General features: G+C 39.9%; 18 protein-coding genes. 7 read left to right on the top strand and 11 right to left on the bottom strand.

The annotated features are described in order from the left end of the window. Positions 1-80 precede the first annotated feature (80 nt). From JWG40_RS18275 to JWG40_RS18265, 3 genes are read right to left on the bottom strand one after another with little or no spacing between them, the layout of a single operon-like run. Positions 81-2,345, bottom strand: a complete 2,265-nt coding sequence (locus tag JWG40_RS18275; protein WP_205287194.1) for an arginine/lysine/ornithine decarboxylase — start codon at positions 2,343-2,345, stop codon at positions 81-83. Between the two features lie 48 nt (positions 2,346-2,393). Beyond that, the gene (locus tag JWG40_RS18270; protein WP_205287193.1) at positions 2,394-4,715 is read right to left on the bottom strand and encodes a hypothetical protein; all 2,322 of its coding nucleotides are present in this window, start codon (positions 4,713-4,715) and stop codon (positions 2,394-2,396) included. Beyond that, positions 4,712-5,986, bottom strand: coding sequence for a valine--pyruvate transaminase (locus tag JWG40_RS18265; RefSeq protein ID WP_205287442.1), 1,275 nt, complete (start codon positions 5,984-5,986; stop codon positions 4,712-4,714). The genes JWG40_RS18270 and JWG40_RS18265 overlap by 4 nt, the downstream gene beginning before the upstream one ends. 133 nt (positions 5,987-6,119) lie before the next feature. Between JWG40_RS18265 and JWG40_RS18260 the strand changes: the two genes are divergently transcribed. After that, the gene (locus JWG40_RS18260; protein ID WP_205287192.1) at positions 6,120-7,214 is read left to right on the top strand and encodes a DegT/DnrJ/EryC1/StrS family aminotransferase; all 1,095 of its coding nucleotides are present in this window, start codon (positions 6,120-6,122) and stop codon (positions 7,212-7,214) included. 108 nt (positions 7,215-7,322) lie between these two features. Next, positions 7,323-8,366, top strand: coding sequence for a hypothetical protein (locus JWG40_RS18255; protein WP_205287191.1), 1,044 nt, complete (start codon positions 7,323-7,325; stop codon positions 8,364-8,366). Between the two features lie 27 nt (positions 8,367-8,393). On the opposite strand, the gene JWG40_RS18250 is transcribed toward JWG40_RS18255, so the two are convergent. Beyond that, entirely contained in the window at positions 8,394-9,182 is a 789-nt protein-coding gene (locus JWG40_RS18250; RefSeq protein ID WP_205287190.1) for an NADase-type glycan-binding domain-containing protein, read from the bottom strand. A gap of 50 nt (positions 9,183-9,232) precedes the next feature. On the opposite strand from JWG40_RS18250, the gene cutA reads away from it, so the two are divergent. Beyond that, a complete protein-coding gene (gene cutA / locus JWG40_RS18245) occupies positions 9,233-9,556 on the top strand; it encodes a divalent-cation tolerance protein CutA (RefSeq protein WP_205287189.1) in 324 nt (107 codons plus the stop codon). Here cutA and JWG40_RS18240 read toward each other — a convergent pair. After that, positions 9,526-10,263: a glutathione S-transferase N-terminal domain-containing protein gene (locus JWG40_RS18240; protein WP_205287188.1), complete on the bottom strand. Its 738-nt coding sequence runs from the start codon at positions 10,261-10,263 to the stop codon at positions 9,526-9,528. The genes cutA and JWG40_RS18240 overlap by 31 nt on opposite strands. Positions 10,264-10,365: 102 nt before the next feature. On the opposite strand from JWG40_RS18240, the gene JWG40_RS18235 reads away from it, so the two are divergent. The 3 genes from JWG40_RS18235 (at position 10,366) to JWG40_RS18225 (ending at position 13,302) form a co-directional block, all read left to right on the top strand. Then, positions 10,366-11,571 carry a M23 family metallopeptidase gene (locus JWG40_RS18235; RefSeq protein ID WP_205287187.1) on the top strand — a complete coding sequence of 402 codons (1,206 nt, stop codon included), beginning with the start codon at positions 10,366-10,368 and terminating at the stop codon, positions 11,569-11,571. Continuing rightward, positions 11,568-12,767, top strand: coding sequence for a M23 family metallopeptidase (locus tag JWG40_RS18230; protein WP_332471065.1), 1,200 nt, complete (start codon positions 11,568-11,570; stop codon positions 12,765-12,767). Before JWG40_RS18235 ends, JWG40_RS18230 begins: the two co-directional genes overlap by 4 nt. Positions 12,768-12,921: 154 nt before the next feature. Next, complete coding sequence (locus tag JWG40_RS18225) at positions 12,922-13,302, top strand: DUF2237 family protein (RefSeq protein ID WP_002971716.1); 381 nt, start codon at positions 12,922-12,924, stop codon at positions 13,300-13,302. Here JWG40_RS18225 and JWG40_RS18220 read toward each other — a convergent pair. Continuing rightward, entirely contained in the window at positions 13,299-14,552 is a 1,254-nt protein-coding gene (locus tag JWG40_RS18220; RefSeq protein ID WP_205287186.1) for a phospholipase C/P1 nuclease family protein, read from the bottom strand. The two genes, JWG40_RS18225 and JWG40_RS18220, sit on opposite strands and share 4 nt — an antisense overlap. 5 nt (positions 14,553-14,557) lie before the next feature. Further along, on the bottom strand, positions 14,558-15,484 hold the full coding sequence (locus tag JWG40_RS18215; protein WP_232369483.1) for an SH3 domain-containing protein: 927 nt from the start codon (positions 15,482-15,484) through the stop codon (positions 14,558-14,560). Positions 15,485-15,520: 36 nt separating this feature from the next. Between JWG40_RS18215 and JWG40_RS18210 the strand changes: the two genes are divergently transcribed. Further along, entirely contained in the window at positions 15,521-16,387 is an 867-nt protein-coding gene (locus tag JWG40_RS18210) for a hypothetical protein (RefSeq protein ID WP_205287185.1), read from the top strand. A 122-nt stretch (positions 16,388-16,509) separates the two neighbouring features. On the opposite strand, the gene JWG40_RS18205 is transcribed toward JWG40_RS18210, so the two are convergent. The 4 genes from JWG40_RS18205 to JWG40_RS18190 all read right to left on the bottom strand — a co-directional run bounded on the left by JWG40_RS18205 (position 16,510) and on the right by JWG40_RS18190 (position 19,337). Further along, complete coding sequence (locus tag JWG40_RS18205) at positions 16,510-17,166, bottom strand: HD domain-containing protein (protein ID WP_205287184.1); 657 nt, start codon at positions 17,164-17,166, stop codon at positions 16,510-16,512. Between the two features lie 311 nt (positions 17,167-17,477). Next, positions 17,478-17,672, bottom strand: coding sequence for a DUF2283 domain-containing protein (locus JWG40_RS18200; protein WP_002978788.1), 195 nt, complete (start codon positions 17,670-17,672; stop codon positions 17,478-17,480). Continuing rightward, entirely contained in the window at positions 17,669-17,899 is a 231-nt protein-coding gene (locus JWG40_RS18195; protein WP_205287183.1) for a hypothetical protein, read from the bottom strand. Before JWG40_RS18195 ends, JWG40_RS18200 begins: the two co-directional genes overlap by 4 nt. 118 nt (positions 17,900-18,017) lie before the next feature. Beyond that, complete coding sequence (locus tag JWG40_RS18190; protein WP_205287182.1) at positions 18,018-19,337, bottom strand: thiolase family protein; 1,320 nt, start codon at positions 19,335-19,337, stop codon at positions 18,018-18,020. Between the last annotated feature and the right edge of the window lie 2 nt (positions 19,338-19,339).

The following is a 19,339-nucleotide window of genomic DNA, read 5'->3' as shown; positions in this document are numbered from 1 at the left end:
AAAAAATTTCTGAGAATTAGTCCAAACAAACTCCAGACAAAAAAGTCAACCTGGAGTTTGTTTTTTGTGAACTTTAGTTTTTATTCAGATACACAGTCTACATAGTAAGTCATATGTCCGGATTCTGATTTTTCTTCCACAAGGCCGTGGATGTCTGTTTCGAATCCTGGAAACTTTGAGTTAAACTCACGAGCAAACTGTAAATAGCGAATGATGGTCATGTTGAATATTTCACCAGGAATGAGAAGTGGAATTCCTGGAGGGTAAGGTGTTAACAACACCGAAGTAATCCGTCCTTCCAATTCATCAATCGGAACTCGTTCAATATCACGGTGTGCCATTTTCGAAAATGCTTCTGATGGTTTCATTGCAGGAATCATTGGGCTTAAATACATCTCTGTTGTTAGGTGAGAGATATTGTTTGCTCTATAAACTTCGTGCATAGATTGGCATAGGTCTCGGAGTCCAATACGATCGTATTTTGGGTGTGTGGTTGTAAATTTTGGCATCACACGCCAGAGGGGTTGGTTCGAATCATAATCATCTTTGAACTGTTGTAATTCGGTTACCATAGTGTTCCATCGACCTTTGGTAATTCCAATCGTAAACATGATAAAGAAACTATAGAGTCCTGTTTTCTCTACAATGATTCCGTGTTCAGCTAAGTATTTGGTGAGAATGAGTGCTGGGATTCCCCAATCAGCAAACTCTCCTTCCACACTCATACCAGGAGTGATGACAGTTGCTTTGATGGGATCCAACATGTTGAATCCTTCGGCAATGTCTCCGAACCCATGCCAGCGGTCATTGGTTTTCAGAATCCATTCGTCTCGTTCTCCTGCACCTTCATCGGCAAGAGCTTCTGGCCCCCAAACACTAAACCACCAATCTTCTTCCAGTTCCAAACCAACTTTGCGCATGGCACGTCGGAAATCTAGTGCTTCTTCAATGGACTCTTCCACAAGGGCATTCCCTCCGGGAGATTCCATCATGGCAGCTGCCACATCACAAGAAGCTATGATGGCGTACTGTGGACTTGTACTGGTGTGCATTAAAAATGCTTCATTAAAAAGGTTTCTATCTAAGGTTTCTTTTTCACTGTTTTGAACAAGGATCTGGCTTGCTTGCGATAGGCCGGCAAGTAGTTTGTGTGTGGACTGAGTGGCAAAGATCATACTTTCTTTAGGACGAGGTCTGTCAGAACCGATAGCATGCATTCCTGTATAAAATCTATGAAAGGATGCGTGCGGAAGCCAAGCTTCATCGAAGTGTAAAGTTGAGATTTTGCCATCTAACTCAGATTTGATGTCTTCCACATTGTAGAGAATTCCATCATAAGTACTTTGTGTGATGGTGAGGATTCGCGGATTTCCTTTTACGTGTTTGGCAAACGGGTGTTCTGCGATCTTTTTCTGAATATTTTCCCATTTAAATTCCGCTTTGGGAATGGGTCCAATGATTCCGAAGTGGTTTCTTGTAGGCATAAGAAATACAGGAATGGCCCCAGTCATGGTAATGGCATGTAAAATACTTTTGTGGCAGTTGCGATCTACGATCACAACGTCCCCTGGGGCTACTGTACTATGCCAAACAATTTTGTTGGAAGTGGAAGTTCCATTGGTAACAAAATACAAACTATCACATTGAAAAATCCGTGCTGCGTTTCTTTCGCTGGCAGAAATGGGACCTGTGTGGTCGAGTAGTTGGCCTAGTTCATCCACCGCATTACAAACGTCAGCTCGAAGCATGTTCTCCCCGAAAAATTGGTGGAACATTTGGCCTACAGGACTTTTTAAAAAGGCAACTCCTCCCGAGTGGCCAGGGCAGTGCCAACTATAACTTCCGTCATGTGCATATTGGGTTAAGGCACGAAAGAAAGGTGGAGGTAAACTATCTAAGTAGGATTTGACTTCCCTATGGATAGCGCGTGCCATAAATTCCGGGGTGTCTTCAAACATATGAATGAAGCCGTGTAATTCTTTTAAGATGCTGTTCGGTATATGGCGACTAGTTCTTGTCTCTCCATAAAGAAACAGTGGTATGTCGGCATTTCTATGTCGGACTTGGGTGACAAAATCTTTTAGTTGGCGTAGAGCATCTGGAACTTCGCCTTCTGTTTCCGGTGTGAACTCTTCATCATCAATGGAAAGGATGAAGCCACAAGCCCGGCTTTGTTGTTGCACAAAACTCGTTAAATCTCCGTAACTGGTAACACCCAGAACTTCAATCCCTTCGCCTTCTAGGGCCTTTGCAATAGCTCGAATGCCAAGACCGCTGGCATTTTCGGAACGAAAATCTTCATCGATGATGATGATAGGAAATTGTACGATACCGTTTTGATACATCAACTCCATAGGAGGTGCGACCCCTGCAGAATCAAATAATTTTAGTATTTAAACTCGTTTTTTCGGAAGGTATTTATAATACTCCATCTCTACCGTGTTGATGAGGTAGGTGTAGTACTTAACTAATTTTTTATCGAACTTCTTTTTGTTCATTTCCTCTCTGTAATGGTCAGCCAGTTGGCCACGAAACAGCGCAGATTTCATATCAGTGCGGTTGATGAGGATTGTGTTCGGAAGGTCACGAATGGCAACATCGTCAGGAATGACAATGGTGGAAACGGATTGTAAGACAGCGTATTCGACTGTAGAAGCCACCTTATCGTCATCTTTCTCTTTAGCAAGAGTCATGTTGTTTCGTTTGATATTGTCTAGGTTTTCGTAAATTCGAGAACGTAAGGACTTTGGATCCAAAACTTTGTCTGTGATTTTATTGAATCGTTTAGGAAATACGAAATTATCTGCGGCCTTGTAGATATGAGAAAGTTTCTCTTCTTTTTTACTCGTTTCCGCTTCGTCTTCATAGGAAGAAGAGGAGGAACTGGAATTATAAGTTGGTTTTCCCCAGTCTCCTATCCCTGAAAACTTTCCAGAATTTTTGATGTCCTCACGGATTTCTTCAGTGGATTTTTCTCGGAAGTAAATGGCTGCCATAAATCCAAGCACAACGGAAAAAGGAACGCCGAAAAAAATAGGCATCGCCGAACGAAGGTAATAAGCACCTGTAATGAATATCAGTGTACTCACTACAAAGGTCAAAATTCCAGGAACAGCATTGAAACGAGAACGGATTTCATTGGAACGTTCTTTTTCCAATTCTTCCACTTCCATGTTTTTTACATCCGCATTCAATTTTGCAATTAACTCAGGTTTGAGTTTGTTGTTGAGTTCTGGATGTTTGGGATTGGAAAGTTTATGATTGATGATTTTGGCATAACCTAGTTGTTTTTTGTATTCGGGGTTGGTTCTACCCTCAAACGCTAGTTTATGGATGACAGCTGCCATATAACCATGATCTACTACGTAATAAACTGACCTGCCATCCGGAAGTTTTTCTTCATAATAGGAATGGTCTGAGAACACATCGTCTTTCAAACGTTTGATGTATTCGTTGGCTTTTTCTTCCGATGTGATTCCGGCCTTTGCCACTTCTTCTTCAAAATCAATACGAAGCAGTGTGTTATGATTTTTTGTATGTTCTGGAATTCGACTGATCACCGCATTTTTTACGGTTCCGTAAATGTTATCGTCCTTACGTGTAAGAACAGAACCTTTTTCTTCGGAAAGTCTTTTTAGGATTTTTACACTGAGTTCAATTGTTTCTTTAATTGATAAAGCTCTGTTTCCTTTTTCTGTGGGATAAGGAAAGTTTTCGATGACAGCTAAAAACTTTTTTACTTCTTCTTCTGGATTCATTTTAGAATCGGCGGAAGTAAATTTTGGTTTGGATATATAATCGTTAAAGGAAGCTAGAAAGGATTCATACTTTGCATCTTTGGCTAGTCTTGTGAGTTGTTCTTTTGTGAAATGTTCCAACCCGTTCATATGAGCCAAGATTTGGTTCACAACTTCTGGCAACCGTTTGAAACTTCCATCGGGTAGGATGTTCAGTTCATCAATGACAATATGATAATCAGTTAAAACAGAAAGTGCTAGGTTTTGTTCCCGTGCAAAGTTTGTGAAGTCTTGGAGAAAGTCCGGCATGGGGATATAAGGTAAATTTCCAAATCCTTTTCTGACGAGTGAAGAGATTTCCGCTTCCAAAGAGCCAAGCTTAGGATAAAGCCAAGTGTTTCCCTCTTTATTTTTTTGTAAGAGCAAAGAGCCTGGATTGTCTTCGTCCCAGTTTCTTCCTTTTTTGGCACGGTTCTCTAAAAGCACTTGGATGAGATCTTGTGAAAATCGAAAACATGCCTGCCTGTAAGGTTGGGTATCCGTTTTATTTTCGTTTTGCGGTGCAATCAGGGCAATTTTAGAAGAAATTTTGCTACCGGTACGGATGAGGTAAGGATAAGCATAGGCAGCTCTGTTTTGGCCCCGATGGTCAATGTCTAAAATTTGGCGGAGGGCATGGTGGATGGAATTTTCAGAACGACCTTGGGTGCCGAGGTTTGTGTACTTTCCCAGGGCTTCGGGAAGTTTATCCACGGTCATAAGATAGGATGCATGTTTTTCTTTACTGCCATGTTTTTCTACACGTTTGTGCCAATCTTTGAGTTCATCTAAGATACATCGTGCAGTGGGCGTTAGGCTCCCCACTGAATCAGACAAAAAGATGTAGGACTGAGCAGAGGGTCTATCGGATGAACTTTCCTCTCTGGATGAGGGGTTGTCTACAACTGTGTCTGATAGATCAATACTGTCTTCACTCATTTGGATTTTGCCTGGTGTGAGGCCACAATCTCAGCCAAGATATGGGCTCCCCTGGCTAATTCTTCTTCCTTACGGCAATATGTCAAACGTATGCAATCTTGAGTGTGCGAAAAATCTGAGTTTAAACCGGGAAAGAAATAATGTCCCGAAACAATAAAGAGCCGTTTATCTTTACAAAGGTGGTAAAGTTTGTGATTGGATACAGAAAGATATGGGAAACGAATCCAAAGAAAAAATCCACCCATAGGATCATGGATTTCATACTCGACTCCATGTTTTTGGAATTCCGATTCAAAGATAGAAATAGCAAGTTCCTTTTTTTGATCATAAAACGGACGTAAGATGTTTTTGGAAAGATCGGGAAGGATATTTTTTCGAAATAGTATCTCCATCATATACACACCGAGGTTTCCCACAGCCAAATTCCCCACAGCAGCATAAGATGAAAGAGTTTCGATTGTGTCTGGGCTTGAGATGATGATCCCCAAACGAACCCCTGGCAGCCCAATTTTGGAAAAACTTAAGGAAAGGGTTCTGCCTTCCCGGTAAATAATCGGTTCTTCCTCTCCAATCAAATTGGGGAAAGGATTTCCATAAGCTAAGTCAATGAGAAGGGGAATCGATTTTTTTTGGGTTCTTTCTTCTATCCAGTGAATGTCTTTTAGAGACAAAATATTACCCGTGGGGTTTGTGGGACGTGATAGAGCCACACAACCTACATTCGAAAGATCAAAATCAGTTTTGTTTAATCCATAACGAAACCTATGATTTCCTGTGGGAATTACCTCGGGTTTGGTTGCCACAAAGGCATCTGCTTCTATCGATTGGTCCGCATAACCAATGTATTCTGGGACAATGGGGAGAAGGATTTTTTTAAAACTCCCATCACTCATTTTACCGGAGTGGACGTTGAGTAAATACGAATAGGCGTTTTGGCTGCCATTGAAAAAAGCGATGTTGTCTTTAGTCAGCGTAACACCAAAGTGCGGAGATAAATATTCAGCCGCGAGTGTGCGGAAACGATCATTGCCGATGGGGGCTTGGTAATCTCCGAGAAGTGCTGTAAGCGACGGGTCTTTGGCCAGGGAGAGAAAACAATCCGCGAAAATTTCTTCTGCTTCTGGGATATGGGCCGGATTTCCTCCCCCGAGTAGGATTTCGTCTGGGTGGCCGGTGACTTGGCCCAGATCTTCCATAAGGGATCGGATTCCCTGGTTTTGGCGGAGGCGGGTGGCCCAAAGAGAAGAAAAAGAATCCGTCATGGGGGCCATATTCACCAGACTTTCCTCATCCAGAACCATTTTTCCAAGGGAATCCTAAAATTATGTTCGCATTTCGAAAAATGAAGTGACATAATTCAGAAACAAGGTATTTAAGTGACATAATATATAGGAGTGCTGTTGGATGAGCACCGAAACAATACAAAGACCCATTCGAAAAGAAAAAGATATCGAATTTTTTAAACCAACCCTTTCTCGGGAAGACCTGAAAGGCGTTTTAGAATGCCTCGTGGACGAACACCTATCTACCGGTGAAATTGTAGAAAGATTTGAAAAAACGTTCTGTCACACTTTTAAAATCAAATATGCTATCTCTTCTAATTCCCTAACTTCAGCTTATCATCTGGCCTTACTTGTGTTAGGTGTAAAAGCGGGTGACTCGGTTTTACTTTCGAGTTATGCTCCGATCTCTGCTTTGGATGCTATCTTTCTTTTACAAGCCAAGCCAGTGCTCGTGGATTTAAAACGAAATTCCTTTCATCCTTGTCCGGAAGAATTCCTTCGTAAAAAAAATGAATCGGGTGCCACGTTCGCTCTTTTTGATCATAGTTTTGGATCTCTCATTCGTTTGAATGATTACTCCATCGAAGGATTGGAAGTTTTAGAAGACTTTACCGAAGCGATTGGAGCCACTTCCGAAACGATTAACGTGGGAAAACAATCCAAAATTGCCATTTGTGGCCTCAGTGCGGAAAACATCATTACTACTGGAAACGGTGCGATGATCATTACTTCAGAAGCGTCTCTTTCTACTTCCGTAAAATCATACAAGTCGGGTCCTTCCGCCAAACGAAACTTTGGTGAACCAAAGTATGATTACAATTTAGTAGATTATCAAGCCGCCCTTGGAATTGAACAACTTTCCAAACTCGGCGTTATTTTAGAACGTAAGAAAAAAATTGCTTCAGCTTATTTACAAGCGGTGCAGAATTCTAGGCTAGAAACTTATTTTCAAAATCCAACAGAAGATACCTTCCAAAGATTTCCTATTGTTGTCTCGGCACAAAACTACGAAGAGATCCAAAGGTATTTTAAATCCATTCATATTGGAACACAAAGAACTGTGGATGAACCACTTCATCGAGTATTGGAAGTTAACCATTTGGAGTTTCCGAATGCAGAACGCCTTTACCAAAGAGGGCATTGTATTCCGATTTATCCTAACCTAACAAAAGACAACGTTCAACGGATTGCTACTGCCATCCGACGCATCTATTGATTGGCTCAGGTTCTCTATTATCTAGACTCACTTTTTGAGTATAGATTACCTCTTAATCCCTTAAATTTAGATTCCTCCCTCAAACGGAGGAATCGTTGTTTGGAGAAGATGTTCTTTCCTATTTCGCATGAGGAAGATTTTGTCCTCGTAGAAGAATTACCGAGTGAGGAACTCTTTACTCATTGGAAGGATTCTGGACTCACTCCAGGCACTCCCGTCCAAGATGGTTCTCTTCTAGGAGACGTGTCCCTTGTTGAATGGGGATGTAGGAACGAATGGTATGAGGGAAGGCTAATCGAAGATCCCATTCGCATTGAAACCTCACGGTATCTCAATTCCAAGATCACACAACTTGATTTTCGAAAAAATCATTCTCCTTTGCCAGCAAAGGTAATTTCCTCCGAGGAACATTTGTTCGCTGAACTGGAAGAAACAAAACTTCCCATCGTACTCAAAAGTGAATTTGGTCTTGCAGGAAGAAATCATATTATTTTTAGATCGGCTTCTGATTCCTGGAAAATGTCACAAGTAAACAAACGACTTTTTGGTTTCCCCATCCTTGCGGAGTTTTGGGTCGGGGAGGAAAGGTTTTTTGATTTTTCCACTCTTTGGGATGTTCGGGATGGGGAATTCTTTTATCTCACCTCTACAGCCATGCTTATTGATAAAGAAGGGGTGTTTCGGGGGATTCGCATCGGAGGTTCTGAGTTTCCATACTCGGCTCACTTTTTACCTTTAGTGATGGATCTCGTACGTGATGTTCAGGGTCTGATCCCGAAAGAGTATTCGGGGCCATGTGCCATTGATGGATTTTTATACAAAGAGGAGGGGCGGGTTCAAATCCAGCCGGTTTCTGAGTTTAACTTTCGTTACTCGATTGGTCGTATCCTCTTTGAAGTTCGTAAAAAACGAAATCCAAAACAAGAAGTGATCAGTGGAATTTTGATTTTACCTTATCCCAAACAAGGTTCTCTTGATGAGTGGTCTACCATCAAACGTTTGGAAAAAGAATTGGATATAATAATGATACTTCTAACGCCTGTGAGAGATTTATCTGGAAAACCATACCAAAATTCGGTTCTGTATTTTGAAACCACGGAAGAAAAAGAACCTTCCGTGGTAGAATCCATTTGGTTATCTTGGATGGATTAAATAAACTTAAACTTTAAGTTCTTAAATTTAAACTCCGTCCCGGTTAGAGATGAACTCGTGTTTTCCATTGATCTCAAGTGTTGGATCAGATGGATTTCCTCTACGTTTGATTTCCAAAATATCTGTATTGGTGAGAGGGAGAGTTGCTTCTAAACTGACTATGACTCTGTCTCCTTTTTCTGTCCAAGTACATAACATCTTAGCGGTTTCATATCCCATTTCACAAGTTCCATCATTATGAAGTTGGATTCTAGCTATATTGGATTTGGTTTTCCATTTTCCGATGGCCCAAGTATTCTTGGGAGGAATGAGAGCTGATCCCGCTTGTTCGGAATTGAATACCACTTCGGCAATGGCAGTGTTTTCGGAATTAGTTCCTTTGTATACTTCTTGGATGGTGAGAGAGATTTCTTTGGCTCGAAGTTCGGATTTGAATTCTATCATTTGAAGAGACAAACTATCTTTCAGAGTTATAATTTCTTCATTTCCGTCTTCTGTGGAAATTTTTAGTTTTTTGATTCTATTGTTTGCTGCCCAAAGTTTTGGGTCACCAAATCCATTGTAGATGGATAGAGAACGAAAGTTGATGGGAGACTTATATTTAATTTGTAAGGATTCACCGATCCCTTCACCTTCCGCACCTTCGACCCAACTGGTTTTGAGTTTTCCATCCATAGCAAGAATGGGGGTGTATTTTTTTGACTTTGGTAACAATTGACTGGTGGAAGTAATATTTGGAGGATTGAGTGGGCCGGCAAGGATCGGAAGACAGAGAGCGGCAACGAGTAGGGAAGTTTTGAAAGTAGAAAACTGCATACACAAAATCATACGTATCTAAAATTTTGGGCAAGTAGGAAATAAATTAAATGAATCAAACATGGGAATTCAGCACTGTCTATGTCACTTTTTCCTCAGAAGAGGAAGCAAAAAAAATCGCAAAAATTGTCATCACAGAACGATTGGCTGCCTGCGCTAACATAGTTAAGGGAATGGATTCCATCTACATTTGGAAAGATCTTTTGGAGGAATCAAAGGAAGTTGTTTGTTTGTTCAAAACGACAAGTGAGAAAGCCGAGCTTTTAATGCAGAGAATCAAAGAATTACATTCTTATGAAATTCCCTGCATTGTTTTATGGCCTATCGTTTCAGGAAATCCTGACTATTTAGATTGGGTTCGAAATTCTTTATAAAACTCTCCGATTCTATCAAATAACAATTCGAATCCTAATTCTTTACGCCAATTAAGAAAGGTTTCAGGCATTTGTACAGAGGCAAACCAAGGATAGGCGGGAGATTCTTTGGGTTCGGCAAGCATTCCCATAAGACTTGCCAAAGTCAAATCCACTCTTCCAAAGGAGTTTCCGTTAAAAAATTTACGACTTTTGTAGATTTCTATTAATTCCTTGGAACATTCATCTAATAATTGTTTTACGACTTCTAGGTTTTTGGGAGTGATTTTGTATCTTCTTTTGAGAGATAGGGCTATCAAATCAAAATGTTCAGGAGGTCCAACAGTATCACTGAGTGAAGCAGGTTTTAATAAAAATAATTTTCCTACAATTTCGGGATAATCTAGGATGAAGTGATACAAAAGAGTTTGTAAACTTTTCCCTATTTGTGTATCTACCTTCTCTTCCATCAGTTTTTCTTCTGCTGATGCTTTGTGACCAAATGCTTTTTCTTCAACTAAATCCAGAATCTGCCCTGAACCTTGAATGACATCGGTTTCCGTCTCTAAAACTGGCACATAAAGATCGTTTACAATAGGTTTTAATGTTTGGATGTGTTGTCCTGGGACTAGTGGGTTTAGTTGGTAGGGATAGTTTGCAAGATCCAGTGCCCATCTAGCTTTTTCAGAAAAATGTGAGATTGGGAAAGTGTATAGGGTTGAACTCATGTGTCGAAGTTTAAGGATAAGAAATCATTCGGCAATCAAGTTTTTATGATGGAAAATAGATTGTCTTTTAAGTGTTCCTATCCTTAAGATGATTCCTGTTTTATGAGATTTGGTTTTTTTATCCTATTTTTAGTTTGTCCTATTGGATTTTTAATTGCCAAAGAACATTCGGAGTTCTGCTCCATGGACAGACTCTGTGTTATTTATGTTCAGGACAAAACGGGAGTCGACATCTACTTCCAGAATAAAATTGCGATCGATGAAACATACACAACTGTTTCTGTCAATGCAACTTCCAAGAATATGAAAAGCAGCATTAAACTTCCATTAGTTACAGTATTAAAAGGGCCAAAACGTAAAAAACTATTTCGTTTGAATGTAAACAAACCAAACAAACGATGGGTCTACCAAATCAAATACAAATGGATCCTTGGTAATTATTCTGTATCGCATGATGCAAAAGTTGTTTATGATTTACCTTTTGAAAAAGGTATGAAGGTTCGGGTCTACCAAGGTTATAAAGGAACCAAAAGCCACCAAGGTGACAATCGTTATTCGATCGATTTTGGATTGAAAGAGGGAGATTTGGTAACAGCGGCTAGGGATGGGGTGGTCATTGATACAGAACAAAAAAATAATGAAGGTGGATTCGAAATCAAATATATCCACTCAGCGAATTATGTAAAAATTCTCCATGATGATGGAACCATCGGTCAATATGCTCACCTCCGTTATATGGGAGTTCTTGTCAAACGTGGCCAAAGGGTGACGACAGGATCTCCCCTGGGATATGCCGGTAGTACTGGATTTAGTGATGGTCCCCATTTGCATTTTGAAGTTTACAAACCGACTTCCCTTTTACGTAAAAAAACAATACCAACAGTGTTTCGGACAGAATCCTCTGATGCGGAGGTTCTTTCGGAAGGGCAATTGCATTGGCGTCGAGAGGAAAATGAGCCGATAATTAAAATGGTTTCCGATGTGGGGGAAATCCAGATTTGTGAATCGGTTCAAAATTTGGAACGGTTGGGATGTAGTGCCACCTCCTTTTCTAGAAGTTCTCCTCTTTACTTTTATATTCCTCTTTTGAAACCTTCTAGGTATAAGATCCAAATTTCCGTTCGTAAAAATGGGACCTCTATTGTTAAATTGTATAATTGGGAGACAAATCCAGAGTGGTGGGATACCTATCTGGATGTTCCAATAGATGATTCTTTGGAATCTCCCGAGGGTGATTGGACTGCAACCATCTCAATTGATGGTGTTGTTCAAAAAGAAATTCAATTTCAAGTAACGAGTGTAAAGTGATTAGGTTTTTATTTATCATATTGTTTTTTGGTTTTTTCTTTGGCCTGTATGCGGAATCAAATGTTACCGAAGAATGCAATCAAGAATGGATTTGTCTTATCCAAACTAAGGATGAGGATGGAATTGAGTTATCAATTCGTAACCACAATCCTAACCCTAAAATTACAAATTCAGTTTTACTCAATGCGACTCTTATCAATTTTAAAACGGATTTAGTTTTCCCATACTTCGTAGTTGTGAAGGGGCCAACCCCCGTTTTCATTACAAAATTTCTTTTGGAAGATAAAACGAAAAATGCCTTCCATTCTTTTTCCTTCCGAGTTCGGCCAGGGGATTGGGATAGCATACATGATGATTCTGTGAGTTATTTATTGCCTTTCGGCCCAGAAATTCGAGCAAAGGTTGTGCAAGGGTATAATGGATCGGTGACTCATTTTGGTAACTTTGCTTATTCTATTGATTTTGGAATTCCTGTCGGCACTCCTGTACACGCAGCAAGAAAAGGTTATGTGATGGCAACTGAAGCTCGTTATTCGGAAGGTGGGTTCCGAAGGGAGCTGTTATCAAAGGCTAATTTCATCATCATCCAACATGATGATGGAACTTTGGGAAATTATGCCCACCTAATGAAAAATGGTGTTGTGGTTAAACTGGGAGATATGGTAGATGCGGGTCAATTGATTGGATACTCGGGTAATACTGGTTATACGCAAGGACCACACCTCCATTTTGAAGTACACAAACCGAATCGTCAATTGGAAGTAACTACAATCCCCACAGTTTTTAGAACACAATATTCCGACAGAGACACATTAAATGAATATTATATGTATTGGCATCAGCGTCCAGGAATTGATACCAAAACAGATATACAAGAAGAAGATATTCAAATTTGTAAGTTAACGCCAAAACGAGAAAAGACACAATGCGGTGAAAACTCTTTCCAATTGGGAGAGAACTTTTTAGTCTCCTTAGAATTTGCAAGACCAGGAAACCAACATATTGAGGTGGATATTTCTATTGATGGAAAGGGTTTTGAGCCTATGAAATTGGATTGGGTTGCTCAAAAGAATTTGGCCTTTGAGGGCAGATATCTGTCGATAGCAAACAATCCCAAGTTTATTGGTCGTTGGAAGGTCCGAGTGAAGGTCAATGGAGAAGAAAAAAAGATTCTTTTTTTTGATGTAAAAGCATAATCGCTTGACAAGCAAATATATGTATAGTAGATTGACTTTGGGCTTTCCAAGACCTTTTGGTCGTTCTACTGGGGGTGCAAACCCCCATCTTTTTTCGCACCTAAGTACAGAAACATCTTCCCATTTTCGAATCCTACCCTAGCTTGAGATTTCTATGGAAATGGATGAATCTTTGAATGTACTCGGCGGACCTCTGGCTCCCTGTTCCACTCATCCTCTGACTGGTTTTTTTCGGGATGGATGTTGTAATACATCTGATGATGACGTTGGTTCTCACACAGTCTGCGTTTTGGCCACAGAAGAATTTTTAGAATCCCAAAAACAAAGTGGCAATGACCTAATCACTCCTTGGCCTCAGTATGCTTTCCCAGGTGTGAAGCCAGGAGAACGTTGGTGTCTTTGTGCCTCTAGATGGTTAGAGGCTTACCGTAATGGTGTTCCTCCCAAAGTTTTTTTGGAGTCTACCCACAAACGTGCGTTAGAGATTATTCCTTTGGAGTTACTGGAAAGGTTTGCCGCTGACGATTTCGATTAGTTAGTTTTTAGAGCATCCAAATAGGCTCTTGTGTGTTTTGACGTATTACGTAAAAGGGATCCAAGTATATTATGGATTGGATGGTTTGGTTCATAGAGCGTTTCGTATTTGGGAATTTCTAAATGTTCCAGCTGTTCGTCCATTGGTTCTCCGGCATCATATGCTTCTTTGCATATGTTCCCTCGCAAAGCATCAATCCCCTGCCATTCAATCTGATCGTTTGATGAAAATCCAGTGATAGAGTTTGCCACTGGGTGGTTCCAGTTTTTTGTTTCAATCAAGTTTCGAATTAAATAGTATTGGTATTCTTCGATTAAGGTATGTCTTCCTGAAACAAATCGAATCATATCATCTTTTGGGGATTGGTATCCAACAATGGATACAAGTTGTACGCCAATTTGTTTGGCCGCACTGACCCTTGGTAATACTGACGAGTGATAAGGTTGCGTGAGGTCTTGGATGTAATGCAGTGCCCAACCGGCAAAACGGTATCCCCAATAAGGATGGCCTGTTCGAAATGCTAAATTGGAAAGTTCTGTAAATTGGTGGATACGGTATTCGGGATAAGTTCGTTTTAAAAATCCAGCAAGGGTAAAAATGATACCAGGTTCATAAAAGAAACCCATATGGAATGGTGCTTGAGAGGAAAATTCTACTGCTGGATTTCCAAAAGGTTGGCTTCCAAATCCGTAAATTTTCCCCACTTCACTTCCACTATCTTCAAATAAATACAAATCTAAATCATAATCAGGTTCATCCGTTGCCGAAATCAACACTTCGTCAGCACCGATCATCTGCCCTTCTTGTAAGGATAAAAAGGTTTCGTTTCCCAACTTCCCTTTGTCATTCAGTGTTGTGAGTTGGTTTAATGGAAGTTTGGTTCCATTTCTTTTGGGAACTGATTGGATATACAAGGCTGGTTTGTGGTTCGGATTGACCCGAAGGGCTTTATAAAAACTGACAACAAGGTCTGCATCTTTTGTTGTTTTGGAAAACTTCAAACTATCATTTGTTGGTGTTAGATGGGGGAGGCGTTTTAGAGCCCATTCCTCAGAAATGGACAAACTATTTTGAATTGATACTTTTTCTTTTGCTAAAAAAGTTTTTAATGACTCTACTTTGACTTTTGGAGAGTTTTTACTCTTCCAGTGATCCTTTAGAATGAGATAGGTAATTCCTGCATGGTTGTTCCAGGCAAATAGAGGGAGTGTAAAAGTTAAAATTACAATTGTTGTGAGGAATTGTTTCATAGAGTTTATTGGTTTTCCTTTTTTTGGAAGATGGTTCCATTCCAAATGTATTCTGATTTGTAGTATTCGTGAAAATTTGAGTCATCAATGTCGAAACTATGGGTTACTTCTTGGATTGTATTTGGTTTCCCTTTGGTAACTTTTCGCTGTGTTTTTGCATCTTCTGCTAGAGTTTCCTTGGGAAACACCAACCAAGACTCGGCACAAGTTGGAGGATCACAAGACCCTGGGTTCCACGAAAAATGGGAAACTATTTTTTCATCAGCCGAGATAGTAATCAATTGTTCGTTCGTATATCCATATTCGATTTCAGAAAAAACAAAATAAGTTAATCCAAAAAGAAATTTAGGGCTGGGTGAAAGTTGTGTTGCGGGATAAATTTCATGTTTCCAGGTTTCATTGCTTACGGGACCTACTTCCCATTTTGTATGCGATAAAAGTTTGTTACCTTGGATTAGTTTTAATTCTATTTTGCGAAGTTTGACACCCAAGTTTCTGCATAAAATTGTATTTTCTTCCAAGGGAAAAGAATAGTCTGCGATTAGTCCTCCCCAGATATAACCTGTTTCATTCTCAGATTGAACTTGGTACCAATATTCTTTTACTGAATCTTGTTCCATAATTTGGTTCGTTTTTGTAAGAATGGTGATGGTAGTCCCCATGGTGAGTGTTTTTTTGACTTTAGATTTTATATTGTCGGACTCTCTAAGGTTTACATTGTCACCAAATATTTGATAGGTGGAACCAACGGTTTTTTCGTGAACGTAATCATCCCAGTGATTTTCAGCAAAGATGGGGAAAACAAATAGAATAAGTGGAATGTAGAGTAAAAATTTGTAACCCGACATAGTACAAAAAATAGGGAACGTACTGCCTTGAGTCGACCTCTTTTCCAAAGGAATGGTATTTTTCTCGGAACGATAGGTCGACAATAGTAGTGTAGGCTTTTTCCTCTCAAAGGTTGTTGGATGATACTCGCGCAAGTAATGAAACCGTATTCGATGGAACAAATACGAACGTTAGAAGAGAAAATGAATGCTTATGAAACTTGGGTGTTTGTGCTGATCCTCTTCGTTGCCGTACTTGTCCTAATTGCTGTCATGCAAAGGCTGACGATTGCTAAGTTAAAATCATTAGAAGCATTCAAATCAAAATCGATTCCCAGAAATATAACTTCTGGATTGAATCAAAACCAATCAAGTTTAGCAGAAGTTCCCATTGCCGACATCCATACCATTACACAAACACCGATCCATTCTGCAATGACCGTCCAAGGTAAAGACTTACCAGATCCAGGATTGGTATTTAAATATTTTGTCTCACCCGCGGTAGGTAAAATCATCACGATTGGCCAAAGGGAAGGAAGTATTATCACTCGTTCTACAGAAGTTTTAGATCATCACCTAACGATTGATATAAATGCATTAGATACATCTAACTCAGAAATCCTTTCCTACAGTTTAGAATTTAGAAGAGAGGGAAAAGTTGTATTACAACATCCCGGTGCCAAAGACTTTCGAGAAATGGGCATCAAAGAGAAAATTCATATTTCTAAATCTTTATCTTTTGATGGAGAGACTTGTTTTGAATCGTTGGATACGAATCATCCTTTACGAATTCGATTGGGGAGTCGCTTGAATGTTGACGGGAAGTTTAATACAGGTTATTTTGAGTTTCATTTGTTTACCAAAGATGTACTTGAAAAAACGACAAACGGAACCAAACGAATTGAAAAACATTTTTATTTGAAATTATTCAAGATCTTTCCTGGATACGATACGGCGGGACAAACGAAAGAAGGGCTTGTTCCGATGCTTGCGAGATTTGGAGGGTAGGATTGTGAATCTTGTATCCCCGCCCTGACTAGGGTGGGGAACTAGACCCGCCACCCAATGCATTCCTTTTACCACGGTCTTCTGCTTTTTTCAAATCCCTTTTGCAAAACCAAAAATTCTTTTTAAATAAGTTCACCTTTTTGTAAACTATGGATCTCTAATTTCACATTGTGGCGGCTTTTGATTTCATATTTGTCAAAGAAGAAATCTGTATGGAAGAGGCGAATATTTTCAACAAAGTGATCCAATACTTGGATTCGCCCTTTTTGGTAATCTTCGCGGGAAAAAATCGAATACTCTTTGCGAATGTTTTTCGCATATTCGTAGTATTTGATTTCCTCACTCCCGAGAATTGATATATCAATATCTAAAAAATAAGAGGTATCTGGGTGGCATCTGTCACCTAATCTATGTGATTTGGTTGCTAAAATTTCTTCTATACAAGTTTCAATCCGTTCGGTTGCAATTCTCAATTCGGATAATCTTTCTTTGGCGATCTTTGCACTTTCTTCTTCATTGGTTTTCGAAGAGACGTCATAAATTAAGTCATGGTAGAATAAAGCAAAGAGTGTGATCTCCGGATCTTGTAATTCCGTAGATACCGAATCGTATTCCCCTAACATTTGGTAGAGGTGGTTTAGATTGTGGTAGGTGCGGTGGGGCTCTGAGTAGTGTGATTGAATCTCTTCCCAAAGAGATTGAGCGAATGTGGAGTTTCTGTCAATGTATTTGGAGATTAAGGATTCAAACCTGCTTTTACATTCTTCTTGAATTTTCATGGTTTGAGCCCTCTGTCAAAAAAGGATTGTGAATCTTGTATCCCCGCCCTGACTAGGGTGGGGAACTAGACCCGCCACCCAATACGCTCCTCTTACCACACCCTTTTCGCTTTCACAATTCCTTTCTGTTATTTACAAAAATCTTTTCAAATAAGTTCACTATTTTGCAGAGTTTGGATTTAGAAAGGGTTTTGCCGTGAGCTGATAAGGTTTGTTAAAAAGGAAGGATTTCACTCATACAACATCGTATGTATCCCAAGGCTGGTAATCGTTGCAGAGTTTTTAGTTAAAGAAAATAGTTACTTAGAAATTTATCGTTTCTCCAATGCAAAGGCTGACAAATCAACAAATTTGGAAGCATTTCCATGAATGTCGATACCGACAGGATTTCCTTTTTCATCTAAATCGATATTGATATCCTTCGAAATTTCTTTGGTTTCATAAGCGGACTTAGTGGCTAAATCTATATAGAGGGAATCTGTTTCTGAATAATAGGTAACTTTCATGGTTTGAAACCTCGATCGAAAAATGCATTGTGGATAGTAAATCGATCATCTAACAGAATGACTCTAAGGTATTTTCCTACAGGGTCAATCCATTTCCAAAGTCGTATCCTTCCGTCTTCCTGAATTTTCTTGTATTCTGGAAAATAAAAAGTTTCCAATACCCATTCTAATTGGATTTCAGGACGTTTTCTTGAGACTTCATTCTGAAAGTAAGCAGTAAATTCCACTCACTTTTTAAGGTAGCTGATAAAGCCTTATGGTTCATAAATAAAACAAAAAAGCCAAGGTTTCCCTTGGCTTTTCCATCGACCTTTCGATAAAAACAAATTCGAATTTTAAATTCGATTATGCTCTTTCTACGATCATAGATCCTGCGATCCCACCGTGTGCACATGCAGTCACTAGCACCTTTTTCACGTCTTTGTTTTCTTCAAAGTCCATGATGGCGTTGTGAAGGAGTCTCACACCAGTAGCACCAAACGGGTGTCCAATGGAGATAGATCCACCGTTCGGGTTGATTTTTTTCTCATCAAATTTCTTTTCCCAATCAAGACCAGTTCTGATTTTGATTTCTTCCAGAGCCGCTACTGCTGTGGCAGCAAATGCTTCGTGAATTTCGATGATGTCGATGTTTTCGATTTTATCACCAGTTTCTCCAAGAAGAGCTACAGTTGCTTCTGCTTGGCCAAGACCCATTAGGTTTGGATCCACACCGCGCATATTAAAACCGTTTACATAAGCTTTCGCTACTAAACCTAGTTTTTTAGCTGCATCTTCAGAAGCTACGATGATCCCAGCCGCTCCATCAGATCGTGGGCTTGCATTGAAGATGGAAAGAGTCGGTCCATGAGATTTTTTTAAGTATTTGCTGTATTTTTCTTTGAACTGGTCAAATTTCATTTGAGGGTTGTCAAAGAGTAACATCGCGCGACCCATACGAGTAGGGTTTTTCACAAGACCTTCACGAAGAAGGACTGCTTCGTCAGCTTGTAACATGTTTCCTTCATCGTCTTTTACTTCCATAATGTATGGTTTGTAACGACCTTCTTGTGTGGCATCAAATGCACGTTTGAAAGATTCGTAAGCTACTTTGTCTTGTGTTTCGCGTGGAAGCGCATAGTTTTGTGCGAGGATTTCTGCAGTCACTTGCATTCCAAAAGATGTTTCGCCATCACCAAGTCCGTCTTCTAATGTATCACGAAGTTCTACACCTTCAGGAAGATCATTTGGAAGAAGTTTAGTAAGAGCATCCAAACTGTTTGTTTTTTTGTTAAGGCGTGCATTTTTCACAACGAATGGCATAGAAGTTTGTGACTCTTCACCAATCACGAGAAATACTTTTCCTTCGCCAAGCATGATGCGGCGAGTGGCTTCAGCAACTGCTTCCAAACCAGATACACAGTTGTTGGCAACAGTAAGGCAAGGAATTTCCATCGGAAGTCCGAGTAAGTTGGCAATCACACGTGCAGAGTTAGGTGCGTTAGAAAATCCTTCTCCAACGATCACACCGTCAATATCAGTAGGTTTCAAACCACTGCGTTTCATTACTTCTTCACCTACGATTTTTCCGAGGTGGTGGCCAGAATACTGTGAGAGCGCCTTGCCAATTTGAGCAAAAGGAGTTCGTGCTGGTGCTGCGAGTACTATCTTTTGTGTTACTTTCATAT

Source organism: Leptospira abararensis (assembly GCF_016918735.1).
GTDB lineage: Bacteria > Spirochaetota > Leptospiria > Leptospirales > Leptospiraceae > Leptospira_A > Leptospira_A abararensis.
This window is presented reverse-complemented; position numbering and strand designations above follow the sequence as displayed.

Excerpts from the sequence above, each read along its gene's own strand:
- JWG40_RS18275 (WP_205287194.1), bottom strand. The coding sequence starts at position 2,345 with ATGTATCAAAACGGTATCGTACAATTTCCTATCATCATCATCGATGAA.
- JWG40_RS18270 (WP_205287193.1), bottom strand. The coding sequence starts at position 4,715 with ATGAGTGAAGACAGTATTGATCTATCAGACACAGTTGTAGACAACCCC.
- JWG40_RS18265 (WP_205287442.1), bottom strand. The coding sequence starts at position 5,986 with ATGGCCCCCATGACGGATTCTTTTTCTTCTCTTTGGGCCACCCGCCTC.
- JWG40_RS18260 (WP_205287192.1), top strand. The coding sequence starts at position 6,120 with ATGAGCACCGAAACAATACAAAGACCCATTCGAAAAGAAAAAGATATC.
- JWG40_RS18255 (WP_205287191.1), top strand. The coding sequence starts at position 7,323 with ATGTTCTTTCCTATTTCGCATGAGGAAGATTTTGTCCTCGTAGAAGAA.
- JWG40_RS18250 (WP_205287190.1), bottom strand. The coding sequence starts at position 9,182 with ATGCAGTTTTCTACTTTCAAAACTTCCCTACTCGTTGCCGCTCTCTGT.
- cutA (WP_205287189.1), top strand. The coding sequence starts at position 9,233 with ATGAATCAAACATGGGAATTCAGCACTGTCTATGTCACTTTTTCCTCA.
- JWG40_RS18240 (WP_205287188.1), bottom strand. The coding sequence starts at position 10,263 with ATGAGTTCAACCCTATACACTTTCCCAATCTCACATTTTTCTGAAAAA.
- JWG40_RS18235 (WP_205287187.1), top strand. The coding sequence starts at position 10,366 with ATGAGATTTGGTTTTTTTATCCTATTTTTAGTTTGTCCTATTGGATTT.
- JWG40_RS18225 (WP_002971716.1), top strand. The coding sequence starts at position 12,922 with ATGGAAATGGATGAATCTTTGAATGTACTCGGCGGACCTCTGGCTCCC.
- JWG40_RS18220 (WP_205287186.1), bottom strand. The coding sequence starts at position 14,552 with ATGAAACAATTCCTCACAACAATTGTAATTTTAACTTTTACACTCCCT.
- JWG40_RS18210 (WP_205287185.1), top strand. The coding sequence starts at position 15,521 with ATGATACTCGCGCAAGTAATGAAACCGTATTCGATGGAACAAATACGA.
- JWG40_RS18205 (WP_205287184.1), bottom strand. The coding sequence starts at position 17,166 with ATGAAAATTCAAGAAGAATGTAAAAGCAGGTTTGAATCCTTAATCTCC.
- JWG40_RS18200 (WP_002978788.1), bottom strand. The coding sequence starts at position 17,672 with ATGAAAGTTACCTATTATTCAGAAACAGATTCCCTCTATATAGATTTA.
- JWG40_RS18190 (WP_205287182.1), bottom strand. The coding sequence starts at position 19,337 with ATGAAAGTAACACAAAAGATAGTACTCGCAGCACCAGCACGAACTCCT.